The organism is Alphaproteobacteria bacterium GM7ARS4, assembly GCA_014332745.1.
GTDB lineage: Bacteria > Pseudomonadota > Alphaproteobacteria > GM7ARS4 > GM7ARS4 > GM7ARS4.
In genome coordinates this window covers 1-16,752 of record JACONL010000005.1, presented here as the reverse complement: position 1 = coordinate 16,752, position 16,752 = coordinate 1, and the positions used below count along the sequence as shown (strand labels likewise).

19 protein-coding genes are annotated in these 16,752 nt (G+C 51.3%); 18 read left to right on the top strand and 1 reads right to left on the bottom strand.

Annotated features, from left to right (window positions below):
• Nucleotide 1 precedes the first annotated feature (1 nt).
• A complete protein-coding gene (locus tag GDA54_04690; protein ID MBC6497600.1) occupies nt 2-850 on the top strand; it encodes an aminotransferase class IV in 849 nt (282 codons plus the stop codon).
• Nucleotides 843-2,240 (top strand): GTPase HflX, encoded by a 1,398-nt coding sequence (gene hflX, locus GDA54_04685; GenBank protein ID MBC6497599.1) that lies wholly within the window; start codon nt 843-845, stop codon nt 2,238-2,240. Before GDA54_04690 ends, hflX begins: the two co-directional genes overlap by 8 nt.
• On the opposite strand, the gene GDA54_04680 is transcribed toward hflX, so the two are convergent.
• Nucleotides 2,182-3,084, bottom strand: coding sequence for an NAD(P)-dependent oxidoreductase (locus GDA54_04680; GenBank protein MBC6497598.1), 903 nt, complete (start codon nt 3,082-3,084; stop codon nt 2,182-2,184). The two genes, hflX and GDA54_04680, sit on opposite strands and share 59 nt — an antisense overlap.
• Nucleotides 3,085-3,194: 110 nt before the next feature.
• Here GDA54_04680 and GDA54_04675 point away from each other — a divergent pair, with 110 nt between their 5' ends.
• The 16 genes from GDA54_04675 to GDA54_04600 all read left to right on the top strand — a co-directional run.
• The gene (locus tag GDA54_04675) at nt 3,195-4,007 is read left to right on the top strand and encodes a segregation/condensation protein A (GenBank protein MBC6497597.1); all 813 of its coding nucleotides are present in this window, start codon (nt 3,195-3,197) and stop codon (nt 4,005-4,007) included.
• A gap of 64 nt (nt 4,008-4,071) precedes the next feature.
• Nucleotides 4,072-4,680, top strand: a complete 609-nt coding sequence (locus GDA54_04670; protein MBC6497596.1) for an SMC-Scp complex subunit ScpB — start codon at nt 4,072-4,074, stop codon at nt 4,678-4,680.
• Nucleotides 4,677-4,913, top strand: coding sequence for a twin-arginine translocase TatA/TatE family subunit (locus GDA54_04665; GenBank protein MBC6497595.1), 237 nt, complete (start codon nt 4,677-4,679; stop codon nt 4,911-4,913). The genes GDA54_04670 and GDA54_04665 overlap by 4 nt, the downstream gene beginning before the upstream one ends.
• 4 nt (nt 4,914-4,917) lie before the next feature.
• Nucleotides 4,918-5,172, top strand: coding sequence for a twin-arginine translocase TatA/TatE family subunit (locus GDA54_04660; GenBank protein MBC6497594.1), 255 nt, complete (start codon nt 4,918-4,920; stop codon nt 5,170-5,172).
• The gene (gene tatC / locus GDA54_04655; GenBank protein ID MBC6497593.1) at nt 5,156-5,953 is read left to right on the top strand and encodes a twin-arginine translocase subunit TatC; all 798 of its coding nucleotides are present in this window, start codon (nt 5,156-5,158) and stop codon (nt 5,951-5,953) included. Before GDA54_04660 ends, tatC begins: the two co-directional genes overlap by 17 nt.
• Nucleotides 5,946-7,250: a serine--tRNA ligase gene (serS, locus tag GDA54_04650; GenBank protein ID MBC6497592.1), complete on the top strand. Its 1,305-nt coding sequence runs from the start codon at nt 5,946-5,948 to the stop codon at nt 7,248-7,250. Before tatC ends, serS begins: the two co-directional genes overlap by 8 nt.
• 31 nt (nt 7,251-7,281) lie before the next feature.
• Nucleotides 7,282-8,025, top strand: a complete 744-nt coding sequence (locus GDA54_04645; GenBank protein ID MBC6497591.1) for a triose-phosphate isomerase — start codon at nt 7,282-7,284, stop codon at nt 8,023-8,025.
• A gap of 66 nt (nt 8,026-8,091) precedes the next feature.
• The gene (gene secG, locus GDA54_04640; GenBank protein ID MBC6497590.1) at nt 8,092-8,433 is read left to right on the top strand and encodes a preprotein translocase subunit SecG; all 342 of its coding nucleotides are present in this window, start codon (nt 8,092-8,094) and stop codon (nt 8,431-8,433) included.
• Nucleotides 8,417-10,081, top strand: coding sequence for a CTP synthase (locus GDA54_04635; protein ID MBC6497589.1), 1,665 nt, complete (start codon nt 8,417-8,419; stop codon nt 10,079-10,081). The genes secG and GDA54_04635 overlap by 17 nt, the downstream gene beginning before the upstream one ends.
• A 111-nt stretch (nt 10,082-10,192) precedes the next feature.
• Nucleotides 10,193-11,107 (top strand): 3-deoxy-8-phosphooctulonate synthase, encoded by a 915-nt coding sequence (kdsA, locus tag GDA54_04630; protein ID MBC6497588.1) that lies wholly within the window; start codon nt 10,193-10,195, stop codon nt 11,105-11,107.
• Nucleotides 11,104-12,396: a phosphopyruvate hydratase gene (eno, locus tag GDA54_04625; protein ID MBC6497587.1), complete on the top strand. Its 1,293-nt coding sequence runs from the start codon at nt 11,104-11,106 to the stop codon at nt 12,394-12,396. Before kdsA ends, eno begins: the two co-directional genes overlap by 4 nt.
• A gap of 84 nt (nt 12,397-12,480) precedes the next feature.
• Nucleotides 12,481-13,473 (top strand): quinolinate synthase NadA, encoded by a 993-nt coding sequence (gene nadA, locus GDA54_04620; GenBank protein MBC6497586.1) that lies wholly within the window; start codon nt 12,481-12,483, stop codon nt 13,471-13,473.
• Nucleotides 13,467-14,390, top strand: a complete 924-nt coding sequence (gene nadC / locus GDA54_04615) for a carboxylating nicotinate-nucleotide diphosphorylase (GenBank protein MBC6497585.1) — start codon at nt 13,467-13,469, stop codon at nt 14,388-14,390. The genes nadA and nadC overlap by 7 nt, the downstream gene beginning before the upstream one ends.
• Before the next feature lie 43 nt (nt 14,391-14,433).
• A complete protein-coding gene (locus GDA54_04610; GenBank protein MBC6497584.1) occupies nt 14,434-15,438 on the top strand; it encodes a lytic murein transglycosylase in 1,005 nt (334 codons plus the stop codon).
• 22 nt (nt 15,439-15,460) lie between these two features.
• Complete coding sequence (locus tag GDA54_04605) at nt 15,461-16,405, top strand: septal ring lytic transglycosylase RlpA family protein (protein MBC6497583.1); 945 nt, start codon at nt 15,461-15,463, stop codon at nt 16,403-16,405.
• A 172-nt stretch (nt 16,406-16,577) separates the two neighbouring features.
• Nucleotides 16,578-16,752, top strand: a 175-nt coding sequence (locus GDA54_04600; protein ID MBC6497582.1) for a serine hydrolase, incomplete at its 3' end; no start/stop codon positions are given.

The window sequence follows — 16,752 nt, the reverse complement described above, 5'->3', positions numbered from 1 at the left end:
TATGAGTATCCTCTATGTTCAAGGGCGTTATGTGTGGCGACATCAAGGACAGGTATCGGTTTTTGAGCGTGGTTATCAATTTGCTGACGGCGTCTATGAAGTCCTATGGGTCGATAAGGGACGATTACGAGACAAACACGCACATTACGAGCGTCTACAGCACTCCATGCATGCGTTAGCGTTGCATCTTCCTTATCCTATCAAGGTCTTAGACCTCTTATGCCAGCAAGTCATCGCAAAAAATCGCTTTCAGCAAGGCGCGCTCTATATTCAAGTGGGAAGAGGGCATCGTTTTTCTCGCACCCATGTGCAAGAGCAAGACAACGGGCGTCTCAGTGTTGTCATTATCCCTGTCTATAGCCCCAACCCTAAAAGCCTCCCCATCAAGGTTGTGACACGCCCCGACACAAGATGGCGTCACTGCCATATTAAATCTATTGCCCTTGTGAAATCGGTTCTCAGCAAACATGACGCACAAAGGCAGGGTGCTGATGAAGCATGGTTTGTGGACGAGGAGACGGGTGTCGTCACGGAAGGCGCATCCTCCAATGCATGGCTTATCGATAAGAAGGGGGTTGTTCGAACCCATCCTCCCGATCATCGTATCCTCCATGGCGTTGCGCGCCATGTCACCTTGTCGCTCTGTAGGCAGCTGGGCATTCCTTGCGAAGAAAAGGCTTTTAGCAAGGCGGATATTGCCGACGCGCGAGGCGCGTTCGCCACCAGCACGACACTCTTTATCGCACCCATCAGCCACATAGACGGCGTTGCCATCGACACGACACAGCAAGGGGACGTCATACAACGTCTCTTCCAACGCTATCAAGAGCATATCACCTCTGATGCGTAACCCAGCTCCCATAAGGATACGAGAAGACGCCCTACGTTGCATGGTGATCCACCCATGCGTCCATAGAAAGGAAAGAGAAAACGCCCCCATGCGCCTCCAAGAGGCTTGCGCGCTCACACGAGCATTGGGCAATGTCACAATCCTCCATGAGGACATCATTCTGCTACGCCACATGGAAAGTGGCTATTTCATGAGCAAAGGGATCATGCACCGCTTAGGCGAGATCATGGCGCGCCACCATATTCGGTGTATCATCATCAATGCGTCCCTGACCGCCATCCAACATCGTAACTTAGAGCGTTATTGGCGTTGTCGCGTCTTAGAACGGACAGCCTTGATTTTGCATATTTTTGCTCAACATGCCCGTAGTTTTGAAGGACGTCTACAAGTTCAATCGGCAGAATTACACTACCAAAAAAGCCGTTTGGTTCGAGTCTGGACGCACCTTGAACGTCAAAGGGGCGGCGTCTCTGCCTTGTCAGGACCGGGAGAAAGACAAAAAGAAAGCGACAGGAGGCAAATCGACCAGCATATCGCACAATTGGGGAAGCGACTGAAAAAAATCCAGCAGACACGCCACGTCCAGCGTGTCGCACGCCAACGGCGACGTTACCCCATCATTGCCCTCGTAGGATATACCAATGCTGGCAAGTCAACGCTGTTTCGCACGCTGACACATGCGCGCGTCCCTATCAAAGACCAGCTGTTCGTCACTCTCGACCCAACCGTGCGTATGATACGCAAAAAAAGGCCTATGGAACAGACGATGATGCTGGTAGACACCGTTGGCTTTATATCAGACCTGCCAACCCAACTCATAGACGCCTTCCGCGCCACCATCGAGGACATACGCGAAGCCGACATGATTCTCCACGTCCGCGACTGCCTCGCCCCCGCCCATCAACGTGAAGATGTAGAATCCATCCTACGCGCTCTTGGGTTGTCGTCTTACCTCGACAACCCTCACCGCTATTGTGAAATCCTCAACAAAATAGACACTCTGCCTATCAATGCTCAACACCGCCTATGGCATGAATTTTGCCACGCCTATGGGAGAGGAGACCATAAGCCCTTTCCCTTGTCTGCCCATCATAAAAAACACTGCGCTGCTCTCTGTGACGTCCTACAAGATAAACTCTGTCAACGATACCTTGCCTATACGGCGCGTGTGGATTATGGCCAGAGCCACGCCATCGCATGGCTCTATGCCCATGCCTACAACCTTAAACGCCAAGACGTAGGAGACCATGTCTCTCTCTCTTTTAGATTGTGTCTCGAAGATAAGAGGCATTTTGTCCATCGCTTTCCCACAATTCCCCTCACACACCATCTCAACGAGCGTCATGGGCCTTCTTTGCTCTTCCAGGGCGAAAAAGCTGTATCAGACTAGACGTATCGCTCTGCCCGTATCCCTTGTCCTGCAACGCTTGGTAGTGTGTGCGAAGACGTGTCGTCGAGGGAAGGGAACAGCCATAACGTTGTGCTTCTTGAAGGCAAAATCCTAAATCCTTCACCATCCAATCCACTTTAAATCCAAAATCGAATTGCTCTTCCGCCATCGTTTCATAGCGGTTTTTCATCTGCCATGACCCCGCTGCGCCCTCTGCCAGCAAGGGAAACAGGCGCGCAACGGGAAGATTGGCATGGAAAGCGAAGGCCATCGCCTCAGATAAGCCTTGTAAGACGCCACCAACGCATATCTGATTCACCATTTTCGCCAATTGTCCGCTCCCTGAGTCACCCATATGAACGACCTCCTTGCCATAGAGAGCCATGACCTCTTGCCCTCTAGCATAGGATGTCTCGTCTCCCCCCACCATAATAACGAGCGCGCCTTCAATAGCGCCACGCTCACCGCCAGAAACAGGCGCATCGAGAAACGACCATCCTTGCTCTTGCCCCTGTCGTGCCAATTGGCGCGCCATCGTTGCCGATGTTGTCGTATGGTCGATGATAAGAGTCCCCTTGTTCAAACCATAGAGCACGCCATCGTGAGACTGCATGACACTGAGCACATCATCATCGCCCCCTAAACATAAGAGAAGAATATCGCTTCGTTGAGCGCATTCTTTAGGCGTTTTGGCGTCAGTGCCACCATAGCGCTGACACCATGCATGAGCCTTCGCCTTTGTGCGATTATAGACAATGGACTCAAAGAGGCCAGAACAGGCAATATGCCCCGCCATGGGATACCCCATACGCCCCAGCCCTATGAAACCAACACGACATGCCATCCTCTCTCGTCTCCTCTTTTTTTCGATGATGATGTCCCCATGTTATGGCATAAAGGCCCACAGGTGAGTCTATACCATCACTGGAGGGATGAGACAAGGTGAAGAAACCCATGCCCCAAAGACCACACATGCCACAACAGCATACGCTGTTCGAAACCCCATGCCACGTCGCGCTCGATGTGTATGAAGGGCCTATGGAGGTCCTTCTTCACCTTGCGAGAGACCAGAAAGTCGACCTACTTCGTGTCAAGTTGGCAACGCTTGCTGACCAGTATCTTGCCTTTATCACATCAGTACGAAGGCTCAACCTAGAGATTGCCACAGAATATCTTGTTGTGGCGACATGGCTCACATGGTTGAAATCCCGCTTGTTATTGCCAAAAGCAGAGCAAGAAACCGATGATATTCCGGCCTATGAACAAGAAAAGACGTTGCGCTTACGTCTTCGACATTATGACATGGTACAAAGGCGAGCACAGCAACTGGCACAACGCCCACAACAGGGGTATGACGTCTTCGTTCGTGGACGTTATGGGCACAGCGAAGAAGAGGCAACACGCGCACGTGATGACGAGTCTCCTCTCTTTCATGTGACTCTCTATGACCTCTTAGAGGCCTATCGTCGTCAATGTGACGCGCCAAAAGAAGAGACGACATTGTCTATCAAGCCCTTAAGCTATACGATACAGGACGCCTTGCGCGATATTTGTCGCTACTGCGCCCATAAGGAGGTGGATTATTCTTTTCTTTCTATGCTACAAAGTCTCAGCGCCCTTAAGGGAAAGGAGAGGGAGGGAGGACAGGTGACACGACGCGAGCGTCTCATTGTGGTTTTGAGCGCCTGTTTAGAATTGAGTAAGAACGGGTTTCTCCATGTGCGTCAAGCAGATGACATGGTGGATATTCGTATGAAACGGGCGTGAGGGTAGGGGTATAGGAACGGGTGTGTCAAGCAAGAGGGTCAGAGGCATCAAGAGCATCGAGATAATGACAAAGCAATGGTCTTCTCTCCATATATTAGAGGCGTTGCTGTTCGCCCATGACACGCCCGTGACAGAACAAACGCTCCAACAATGGCTGGGAGCGGATGTGCCTGTGCGTTCTCTTCTCAAGACATTACAAGAGCATTATAAGGGACGAGGTGTTCAGCTCGTGTGTATCAATGATAAAGAATGGGCGTTACGCACCCCTGCTGACTTGTCGGCATCCCTCACAATGTTACGCACAAAAAAGCGCGCATTGTCTAAGCCATTGCTTGAGACTCTTGCTATCTGCGCGTATCATCAGCCTGTGACGCGCCATGATATCGAAGATATACGTGGATGTCGCGTGGCGCCAAAAACCATGGATAGTCTCTTGAAGAGTGGGTGGATTGCCCCCATAGGACGTAGGAAGAGCCCCGGACAACCTCTCTTATTCGGCACGACGACAGCGTTTCTCGACCATTTTTCCCTCTCTTCACCAAAGGATTTGCCCGGATTTGAGGAATTGGCGCAACTCCTTCCAGCGCGCCATGAAGAGAAACAATCATCGCTCCCCCTCGTCGCAGAGCCTCATGGGAGCACAAACCCTCAATCTATGGAGTCCCTCTCATGAGTATTGGTCCTTGGCAGGTTATCCTCATCCTTGTCCTTATTTTCGTTATTTTTGGCGCTCGCCGCCTTCCCCAAGCCATGCATGATGTCGCCGCTGGTATCCGCAGTTTTCGAGAAGGATTGAGCGGCGAGGCAACGGCCAACGAGAAAGACGACAAGCAAGCGCTCTCCCAAAAAACGACACAAAAATCCTCGTCAAAACACGCCTCCACATCAACGACAAAAGAGTCATAGCGCCATGTTCGATATTGGTGGCTGGGAAGTCCTTATCATTCTCCTTGTGGCGCTCATGGTCGTCAAACCGCGCGACATTCCGTCCGCCCTCGCCTCCATCGCCCGCGGGCTAGGACGTATCCGTTATGAAATAGACAATTGGCAACAGCAGATGCAATTCTCATGGGAACAAAAACAGGAACGGAACGCCACCAAAGACATGCCACCCGATGATAGGCTAGACAAGGAGCAACCGACACAGCATGACAGACCAACATAATACCATCGACCAGCCACTCACGGCCCATATTGCTGAGTTAAGGAGTCGCCTTCTCCGTGTTGTCTCTGTTTTTGCGGGGTGTTTTGCCATCAGTGTCTATTATGCCGAGCAGCTCTATGCTTTTCTTGTCGCCCCTCTCACAGCGGCATTCCTCGAGATGGGCCTTGTGCCAAAAATGATTTTCACAGCCTTGCCTGAAATGTTTCTCACGCATATTAAGACAGCATTTTTCACGTCCCTTATGGTCTGTTTTCCACTCTTTCTCAATCAATTCTGGGGGTTTGTAGCGCCAGCGCTCTATGCCTCAGAGAAAAAAATCTTTCTCCCCTTTTTCATCATGACGCCCATCCTCTTTTTATGCGGCGCATGCTTTGCCTATTATCTCGTCTTTCCTGTGGCGTGGTCGTTTTTTCTCGAATTTCAACATGTCAACGCAACGACAGACATTCCCTCCATCCAACTCGAGGCAAAGGTGAATGAATATCTGAGCTTGACCATGACTCTGCTCTTTGCTTTTGGCTGTGCCTTTTTACTCCCCGTCCTATGCACTTTCATGGCAAAAGTCGGTATCATTGACTCCTTGTGGCTTCGCGAAAAACGTCCCTATGCCGTCGTCGTGACGTTCATTCTCGCCGCCATATTGACACCCCCCGACGTGATCAGCCAAATCCTTCTTGCCATACCCCTCATCCTTTTATATGAAGTATCCATCATCATCACCGCACGTATATCATCTCCCGTCAAGAGCCCTCTAAGGGACTATAAAAAGACTCATGCTTGATATCGAGTGGATACGTCATAACCCCGCCAGCTATGACGATGCGCTCATGCGTCGTGATCCTGTGCTTGTCAAAACGCTAGGGGCAGAACAGATCCTCGCACGGGACAAGCGCTATCGCACACAATTGGCAGGACAACAAGAGGCTCAAGCACAGAGGCGGCGCTACGCAGAGCATATAGGAGACGCTAAACGAGAAAAAAAAGACATAGACCCGCGCATGACAGCAAAGGTGGAGACGCTGAAAGCATCCTTGCAGAAGCACGAGCAAGAAACACAGAAAGCGAGAGACCAATTGTTCTCTCTCTTATGGCAAGTGCCTAATATCCTTGCCGACGACATCGCCATTGGCAAAAATGATGATGACAATACCCTCATACGTGAAAGAGGACGCATGCCAGACATGTCTTTCGCCGTGAAAGACCATGTGACGTTGGGACAAGGGCTGGGGAAATGTCTCGACAGCGCCATGGCCGCTACGCTCTCAGGGAGTCGTTTTACCCTTTTACGTGGGGGCATTGCGCGTCTACACCGAGCCCTTGGCCAATTCATGCTCGATACCCATATCACCCGCCATGGCTATCAAGAAGTCGCTCCCCCCATCATCGTCCATCGTGCCGCGTTGGAAGGAACGGGACAATTGCCAAAATTTGCCGAAGACCTCTATCGATTAGAGAACGGACAATGGCTCATACCGACAGCGGAAGTGCCTTTGACGAATATCGTGCGCGAACGTATCCTCGACCCGTCAGCACTTCCCATACGTCTCACCGCTTTAACGCCATGTTTTCGTTCAGAGGCAGGGGCAGCAGGCAAAGACACCCGTGGCATGCTCCGCCAACATCAATTCGATAAGGTAGAACTCGTTTCTATCGTCCATCCCCATGACAGTCATCAAGAGCTCGACCGCATGGTCACTTGTGCCGAGTCCATTCTCGAAGCCTTAGGGCTGGCATGGCGCGTGGTCTTGCTCTGTTCCGCTAGCACTGGCTTTTCCGCACACAAGACCTATGATATAGAAGTATGGCTACCAGGACAGAAGGCCTACCGAGAAATATCCAGCTGTTCTCTCTGTTTGGATTTCCAAGCACGGCGCATGCAGGCGCGCATGCGTGAAGAGAGGCGTGATAAGACATCGAAGAAAACAGGCTTTGTCCATACCCTCAATGGTTCTGGCGTCGCCGTGGGAAGAGCCCTCATTGCCGTCATGGAAAACTATCAGCAAAAGGATGGCTCTATTATCGTTCCAGAGGCGCTCCACCCCTATATGGGTGGTGTGACGCGCCTCACGCCCACATGAAACAACGTTTTACTTCCCTCTCTTGAGCGCCATGCCGTCCCCTCCACTCATTGTTGCCAATTGGAAAATGCACATGACGCCGCAAGACGCGCAGACATGGCGAGAGACATGGACAAGCAAACAACGCGACGCCCATGTGACAACACAGGTCGTCGTATGTCCTCCCTTTCCCCTGCTTGCCTATATCACCCCCATGCTGGATGACACGCCATATCCTCTTGCCATGGGCGCACAAGATTGTCACTTCCAAGAACAAGGCGCCTATACAGGTGACGTCAGCCCCATGCTCTTGGCAGCGATGGGCTGTTCCTATGTCATTGTCGGACATAGCGAAAGACGCCGCGACCACCATGAACATGATGACCTTATCAACAAAAAGGCGCTCTGTGGGCAACGGCATGGGTTATGCCCCATCATCTGTATCGGAGAAAGTCAACAAGAACGCCTCGACGGTAAAACGCTGGACGTCTTAGAGCAACAGCTCGCCATAACAACCCGCCATATGGAAAAATCTTATGTGATAGCCTATGAGCCTCTGTGGGCCATCGGGACTGGTGTGGCGGCAAAAACACAGGATATAGACGATATCGGCACATGGATACATCAACGTCTCAGCACACCCCATCACCAGCATGCGCCCAAGCTGCTCTATGGCGGTTCTGTGACAACAGAGAATGCGCACGCCATTCTCTCTCTGCCAACCATCGATGGCCTCCTCGTGGGGGGAGCGTCCCTCACAGCAGAATCGTTCCATGAAATCGCCACTTATCCTTGACGTTAAAACAAAAAGCTGCTATCCCTTCACCCAACCAGCATAAAGGAATCGCCATAAGGAATCGTCATGTCGACAACACTTCTCGTTATTCACTTGATTATTGCCGTTGCTCTTGTGGGCATTGTTCTCCTACAACGTTCAGAGGGCGGAGGGCTCGGTATTGGTGGCGGCGGGGATTTTTTGTCGGGGCGTCATAGCGGCAATTTTCTCACCCATATGACGGCCGTCCTTGCCACGTTATTCATGGTCTTCAGCATGGTCTTGACCTTGACGTCACAGAGTAGGCGTGATGTTCCCTCGATCATTGACGTTGAAGACCAAGAAGAAATTCCAGTCCTCCCGCCCTTACCCTCTGATCGTTTACCTCCTTTGATTCCCAGCAGTGAGCCAACTGCCCCCATCCGCTGATAACACCCGCTATGTTTTCATCACTGGCGGTGTTGTTTCCTCTTTAGGGAAGGGTGTCTGTGCGGCCGCCATTGGCGCGCTTCTCCAATCGTCTGGTATGCGTATCGCTTTACGTAAATTGGATCCCTATCTCAATGTCGACCCAGGCACGATGAGCCCTTATCAACATGGCGAAGTCTTCATCACCGATGATGGCGCTGAGACGGATTTAGATTTAGGACATTACGAACGTTTCACCAACCTACCTTGTAGACGCTACGATAATATCACCGCTGGACATATTTATGCCGCACTCATCGAGAAGGAGAGGCGAGGTGATTATCTTGGCAAGACCGTGCAAGTCATTCCCCATGTCACCGACATGATTAAAGAATTTATCACCTACCAACCACACCCCCTTGACATGATTATTTGCGAGATCGGCGGCACGGTGGGTGATATTGAAAGCCTCCCTTTTTTAGAGGCTATCCGCCAATTACGTAACGAGACGGGATATGAACGTAGTCTCTTCATCCATCTGACGCTCTTGCCATGGATTGACGCAGCTGATGAACTGAAGACAAAACCGACACAACATTCTGTGAAAGAGCTACAGAGTGTCGGCATTCAACCAGATATTCTGTTATGTCGCACGAACAAGGCCCTGACAGAGGACGCATGCGCCAAGATAGCGCTCTTTTGCAATGTCCGCCAAGACCACGTCATTGCCGCGCCCGATGTCGAGAGCATTTACAATGTGCCTCTGGGTTACCATGAACAACGGTTGGATAACATCATCCTTAACCACCTTGCTCTCGGTGAACATGAGGAAAAAATCGACCTAACACCATGGCATGCGCTACAACGACGTCTTGCTCACCCCAAAAAGCATGTGGATATTGCTGTCATCGGCAAATATACCCATAGGCGCGACTCGTATAAATCTCTCACAGAAGCCCTGACCCATGGAGGAATCGCCCATGATAGCCGTATCACCATAAAATGGGTCGATGCTGATACAATCCAAACATCGGGAGCAGAGCATCTCTTCGCGCTCTTTGATGGCGTCGGAGGCATTCTGGTACCAGGGGGATTCGGGGAGCGTGGTATCATGGGGAAAATACGCGCCATAGAATACGCGCGCATACACAAGATTCCCTTTCTTGGCATTTGCTTAGGGATGCAGATGGCAGTCGTTGAGTTTGCCCGTCATGTTGTCGGCCTTAAGGAAGCGCATTCCACCGAATTTGATACAGAATGTCAAGAGCCCGTCATCGGGCTCTTGGATGAATGGACTGACGAACAGGGAGAATCAAGAGAAGCCTTTGAGAAAAAGCATATGGGAGGCACCATGCGACGTGGCGCTTACGAGTGCATCCTAACAGAAAAGAGCCTTGCCCACACCATCTACCAGACATCGACCATTAAAGAACGCCATCGCCACCGTTTTGAGCTCAACATGCGCTATAAAGACGCGTTAGAACAAGCGGGGATGGTCATCTCAGGCCTATCGCCAGACGGCACACTGCCAGAGGTGATAGAACTACGAGACCACCCATGGTTCGTAGGTGTTCAATTTCACCCTGAGCTGACATCACGTCCCCTCGCACCCCATCCCCTCTTCGCCCAATTTATCAACGCATCACTACGCCACACCTTGCTCCTCTGATACCCCCTGTCCCTTTGACAAGACACCTATAGCTTGCTATGAATGATAGGGGAATGAACGCCATCGCCCCATCGCCTCAGAGGGGCCTCCCCAAGCACCCACACAAACACGATGTCCCAACGCCATACACAGAATAAAACCATATCATCACAGACACCATGGGCCCTTGCCTCTCGCCCTCAGCGGTGTGTGACAATAGGCGAGCATATCCGCCTAGGCCATGACGCCCCCCTTGTCATCATTGCAGGGCCATGCGCCTTAGAAAGTCTGTCCCACGCACGTATGATGGCAGAGAAACTCTGCCACATCACTGACACCCATGGCGTTCGATTGATTTTTAAGAGTTCCTTCGACAAAGCCAATCGCTCAAAATACCACGCCAACAGGGGTATAGGCATGGAAAAAGGGCTGGTCATCCTTGACGCTCTTCGTAAGGAATTTCAATGTCCTGTCATCACCGATGTCCATGAAGCCCATCAATGCGCTGATGTGGCAAAAATTGCCGATATTATTCAGATACCGGCATTTCTCTGTAGACAAACGGATTTGCTCTGTGCGGCAGCAGAGACAGGAAACGTCATCAACGTCAAGAAAGGACAATTCCTTGCCCCGTGGGATATGGCTCATGTGGTGGACAAAATATCGGCATGCGGTAACGAGCGTATTCTTGTCACCGAACGTGGGAGCAGTTTTGGCTATAATATGCTCGTGAATGATATGCGTTCCTTGCCTCTTTTAGGTCGTTTGGGGTATCCCGTTGTCTTCGATGCCACGCATTCTGTGCAATTGCCCGGGGGCGCGGTAGGGGAAGGGCAGAGTGGGGGTCACCGCCAGTTCATTGCGCCTTTGGCACGGGCTGCTGTGGCGGTTGGGATTGCGGCGCTCTTTGTCGAGGTGCATGACACGCCAGACAAAGCGCCATCTGATGGGGCAAATATGCTGACACTCACCCAATTAGACAATCTTCTTACCCCTCTCAAACAGATAGATACGTTCATCAAGCACAAGACTCAAGATACCGCATGAAACATACCCCCCACCATGCATCAATTGTGCAGGTACGCGCTAGGGAGATTCTTGACAGTCGGGGTTGGCCAACGGTCGAGGTTGATGTGCGCCTAGATAACGGAGTCATGGGCTGTGCATGTGTGCCTTCTGGCGCCTCCACGGGACAATATGAAGCATGCGAGAAACGCGACGGTGATAAGGCACGCTACCTAGGGAAAGGAGTCCTAACAGCTGTGCGTCACGTCCATGAGATGATCGCGCCAGCCTTAGAAGGCATGGCCATTGATGAACAGGCCTCCATCGATGGACTTCTCTGTGCACTGGATGGAAGCGCGCAGAAAGAACAGCTAGGGGCGAATGCTCTTCTTGGCGTCAGTCTAGCATGTCTACGGGCGGCATCACAAAATGCTCACATGTCTCTTTATCGCTATATCGGTGGCGTATGTGCCTATCACCTCCCTGTGCCTCTCGTGAATGTGGTCAATGGCGGATGTCATGCTGACAATCCCCTTGATGTACAGGAATTTATGCTCGTGCCATGGAATGCGCCCTCTTTGACTGAGGCTGTCCGTTGGTCTGCCGAATGTTTCCATCACATACGTATGCTCCTCCAAGAGAAGGGATTGGCGACATCTGTGGGTGATGAAGGGGGATTTGCTCCCGCCTTAGAGAATACACGCGATGTACTGGATACACTCAGCCACGCCATTGAAAAGGCGGGGTATCGCCTGGGCGACGACATCGCCTTCGCCCTCGATGTGGCAGCGAATGAGTGCTACAAAGATGGACTCTACCATATAGACGGCACGCCATATGATAAGGCGCAACTCGTACAGTGGTATCAGACTCTCTGTAAAGATTATCCTCTTGTGTCCATCGAAGACCCCTTCAGCGACGATGATGTCGAGGGGTGGGTCGCCTTGACATCGGCCATGCAAGGACAGAATATACAGCTTGTGGGCGATGACCTCTTCGTGACGAATAGCCAACGCTTACAGCAAGGAATAGATAAACAATGCGCAAACGCCATCCTCATCAAAGTCAACCAAATCGGCACAATCAGCGAGACAGAGCAAACCCTCCACTTGGCACAACAGCACCATTATAGGCGCGTCATGTCACATCGTTCAGGGGAAACAACGGATACGACCATTGCTGACCTCGCTGTTGGCTTTCAATGCCAACAGATAAAGACTGGTTCTATGGCGCGAGGTGAACGGCTCGCCAAATATAACCGCCTGCTCCGCATAGAAGAAGAGCTGGGAGACCACGCCATATACCAAGGGAAAAAAGCCTTCTTCCCATAAAAAGACAGCCCGCACACTTGCAATAAAGACAAAATGTTCTTAGATGTATAGGGCAGTGTGACGCAATCCTCCACCACACATCTTATGACGCCTTTGACGACATCACCCTCCGTGCCTCCTGTGTCCTCTGTTCCGTCAGATTTGGAGTCGGCCATCAACGATTTACGCATCAAACGACGCGCCGTCATCTTGGCACATTACTACCAAGAGGAAGACATCCAAGATATTGCCGATTTCGTTGGCGACTCCCTCGATTTGTCGAGGCGTGCTGCCGCCACCGACGCCGATGTTATTGTCTTTTGCGGTGTTCGTTTCATGGCAGAGGTGGCAAAAATCCTCTCGCCAGAGCGTATGGTGCTCGTCCCAGATATGAATGCTGGATGTTCGTTGGAAGAGTCGTGTCCACCAGAACGTTTTCGCCAATTTCGCGCTCAACATCCCCATCATCTTGCATTGACATACATCAATTGTTCCGCAGAGGTCAAAGCCCTCTCTGATATTATTGTCACATCGAGTAACGCCCTCAAGATTATCGAGCAGATCCCCGTGAGCCAGCCCATCCTTTTCGCACCAGATCAACATCTAGGACGCTATCTACAAAAAAAGAGCGGACGCCCTATGGTGCTTTGGCCAGGCACATGCATCGTCCATGAGCAATTTTCCGAAAAAGCGCTCCTAAAAATGAAACATCGCCACCCCAAAGCCGTTGTGTCAGCCCATCCAGAATGTCCAGACGCCATCTTGACCCATGCTGACCATATTGGCTCGACGTCGTCCATGTTACATTTTGTGCGGACATCCCCCCATGACGAGATTATCGTGGCGACAGAAAGCCATATCATCCACCAAATGCGTAAAATTGCGCCAGACAAAACATTTTACGAAGCGCCGGGTCCTGATGCCCAATGTAGCTGTGCCCAATGCCCCTATATGGCCATGAACAGCATGGAAAAGCTCTATACGGCGCTGGCGACTATGCAACCACAGGTGACGATCGCATCCCAATTGCGGGAAGCCGCATCAAAACCGCTTCGCCGCATGTTAGACATGTCGCCGCCACCACGCACGCCTTGCTAGCATTGTCAAACGCGCCATACGCTCTCTCGCCCACATCATTGGCGCACACACGGCAGGCAAAAGCGCTACGTGATGAGATGCGCACCCTCGCCACCCTCGCCCTCAAAGAAGACGGCGCCGCCCATGACGTAACAAGCAAATATAGTGCCACCAAGACAGCAGGAACGCTGACCCTCCAAGCCCAAGAAGACATGACTCTCGCTGGCAGTATTATCCTCCCTTTTTTTTATCCTTCCCCGCCATGCCATATAACGTTTTTCTGTCAGGATGGAACAAAACTGAAGGCACATACAGACTTCGCCTCCATTCAAAGCCATGATAGTGTCTTCCTTCTCTCGAGAGAACGCCCATGCCTCAATGTCATACAAATCCTCAGTGGTATCGCCACGCTCACGGCACGTTATGTGGAAAAAATACGTCATTCTCAAGCACGTCTCTTAGACACACGCAAGACCATTCCCGCCATGCGTTATCTCAGTAAATATGCCACAGCCTTGAGTGGGGGGCTCAATCATCGCCATCACCTGAAAGACTCTCTCTTCATCAAAGATAACCATATTCTCGCATCTGGCGGCGATCTCGACAGATTACTGACATCCATGGCAAAAAAAATAAAGGGACATAAAGCGCATGCGCCTCCTTGGCATAGTATCATTGTGGAATGCGACAGGTTAGAACAGGTTGCGACCGCCTTGCGCCATGAGATTTCATACATCCTCCTCGACAATATGACACCCGCCATGCTGAACCAATCCGTACGTCATATTCGAGGACGCGCTGTTGCCGAAGCATCGGGAGGTGTCACCTTAGACAATATCAGTGATATTGCCACAACGGGTGTGGATTATATCTCTCTTTCTGCCATCACGTTACAAGCGCCAGCCGTCAATATCAGCGCGCGTTGGGAGGCGCGGTAATATGCTGTCCCCCTTATGTTGCCATCGTCACGCCATCCCATGCATGGTGTCATGGAGAACATATCTCTATGGCGTCATACGTGTCCTCTTCGGGGGCGTCCTCTTCTGGAGTGCTCTATCAACGGCTCATGCTGAGGACAGACATTTCATGGCATGGCGTCATGCGCTCTATGACGAAGCAAGAGGGGAAGGAATTTCTGCTCAAACGCTAGAGGCGACATTGAACAGCATGACAGTGCCATTAGATGCTGTCCTCTCTCTCTACAATAACCAACCCGAATACCGCATCACATTAGCGCGCTACTTAGAGCATGTCGTCAATGAACAACGCATCGATAAGGGGAAAAAACATCTTATACGTCATAAAGACCTTCTTGACGCGCTGGAGACACGCTACGGCGTATCACGCTACGTGATTGTCGCCCTATGGGGGGCTGAGAGCGACTTTGGAGACCACACAGGAAGCCATGCCGTGATTCCATCCCTTGCAACCCTTGCCTATGGTAGTAGAAGAAAGGCGTTCTACCGCCAAGAACTTCTCGCCGCTCTCCACATGATAGACCAAGGATATGTGGCGTCGGAGGATATGCGAGGCTCTTGGGCTGGTGCCATGGGGCAAGTGCAATTTATTCCCTCGACCTATCGAGCCTACGCTGTGGACTATAATGGCGATGGAAAGAAAGATATATGGCATCGAACCGATGACGCCTTAGCGTCGGCAGCGTCTCTTCTGTCGTCATTGGGATGGCAAGAGGGGGAGGGATGGGGGTTTGAGGTGACTCTTCCTTCCACATTTCAACCCCATTGGGGAGGACGCCATCAGGACAAGTGGCGCGACATGGCGACATGGTGGGACAGGGGTGTGACACCACTGAACCAAGAAAAACGCCTCCTTCCTCCAGCGACCACCGCCGCCCTGATTCTCCCTGAACGAAACAGCAGGCGCGCCTTTCTTGCCCTTGCGAATTTCGAGACCATCCTTTTATGGAATCGTTCCGATTATTTTGCTATCTCTATAGGCATGCTTGCCGATGCATTGCAAGAATGAAACAATAGGGACAGAGCACACCATGCACCATACATCATACCTCTCTTGCTTTAAGGGCCTCTTATTATGTCTCGGCATTATGTTCTCCATAGCGTCTTGTGGCCTTTTGCCCCAACAAGAGCATGAAACGACATTTCATAAGCCAACCCCTCCCGTCCCTACAAAAAAGGAAGAGGTGCGCACTTTAGACCAATCCCTTAAAGCAGAACAAGGCGCTTATAAAATAGGCTCTCCTTATGAAATAGAGGGAAGACGTTATTATCCCAAAGTCGATTATGCGTATGACAAGGAAGGAATTGCCTCTTGGTATGGTAGCGCGTTTGCTGGCAAGCGCACGGCCAACGGAGAGATTTTTGACCCTGAAATGCTCACGGCAGCCCACAAAACCCTCCCCATGCCCAGCTATGTGCGTGTCACCAACTTAGAGAATGGTCGTTCTCTCATCTTACGAGTCAATGATAGAGGTCCCTTTGTTGGCGAACGTATCATTGATTTGTCCCGACGCGCTGCCCGTCAATTGGGATTCCTAGAACAAGGAAAGGCGCGTGTCCGTATCCAAATCCTTAAAGATAAAAGCCTACAGGCGGCAGCACTCGCTGGTGACGCCATTGCCCTCAAGACGTGGAAAGAGAGTCGACGACAAAGAGCCTCTACACACCACGCACTGAACCGTCAAGAAGGCAACGGCTCTCAAGCCATGTCAGACCATGGGGGAACACTGGTGGGACGCTACATACAGGTAGGCGCTTTTCACGATTTCTATCACGCCCAACGTCTCAAACTCTCTTTTTCGCACGTTGTGCCAACAGATATTAAAGAAACGCTCACCAAAGAAGGCGACACACTCTACCGTGTCCGTTTAGGCCCTTTTCGTGATAAAGAGCAGTTTCAAACCCTCTTACAAGGCTTTATCGACCAAGGATATGACGATGCGTTCGTGATACCAGCGGAGGAAGAGGGCCATTAAATACCTCGTATCGTGTATCACCTTTTTTATCACCTGTTCTGTCTGTCTCTATGGTCTCCATCCCGTATCGGCTCACAGGACAACAGAGAAGAACGAACAAAGAGACGGGAGGGAGGCACACAAGAGGGTTCTCTACCCTCCCGTCTATACGCGCGCTCGTCATGCCATGCTCATGGACTATCACCATGGCACAGTCCTTTATTCTCTCAATGCGTCTCGTCCCATGTATCCAGCGTCCCTCAGCAAACTCATGACCCTCTATATCATCTTTGAACGCCTCGCCACAAAACAATGGACTCTCGATGAACGACTCACCGTCAGCGAAAGAGCATGGCGTCATAAGGGGT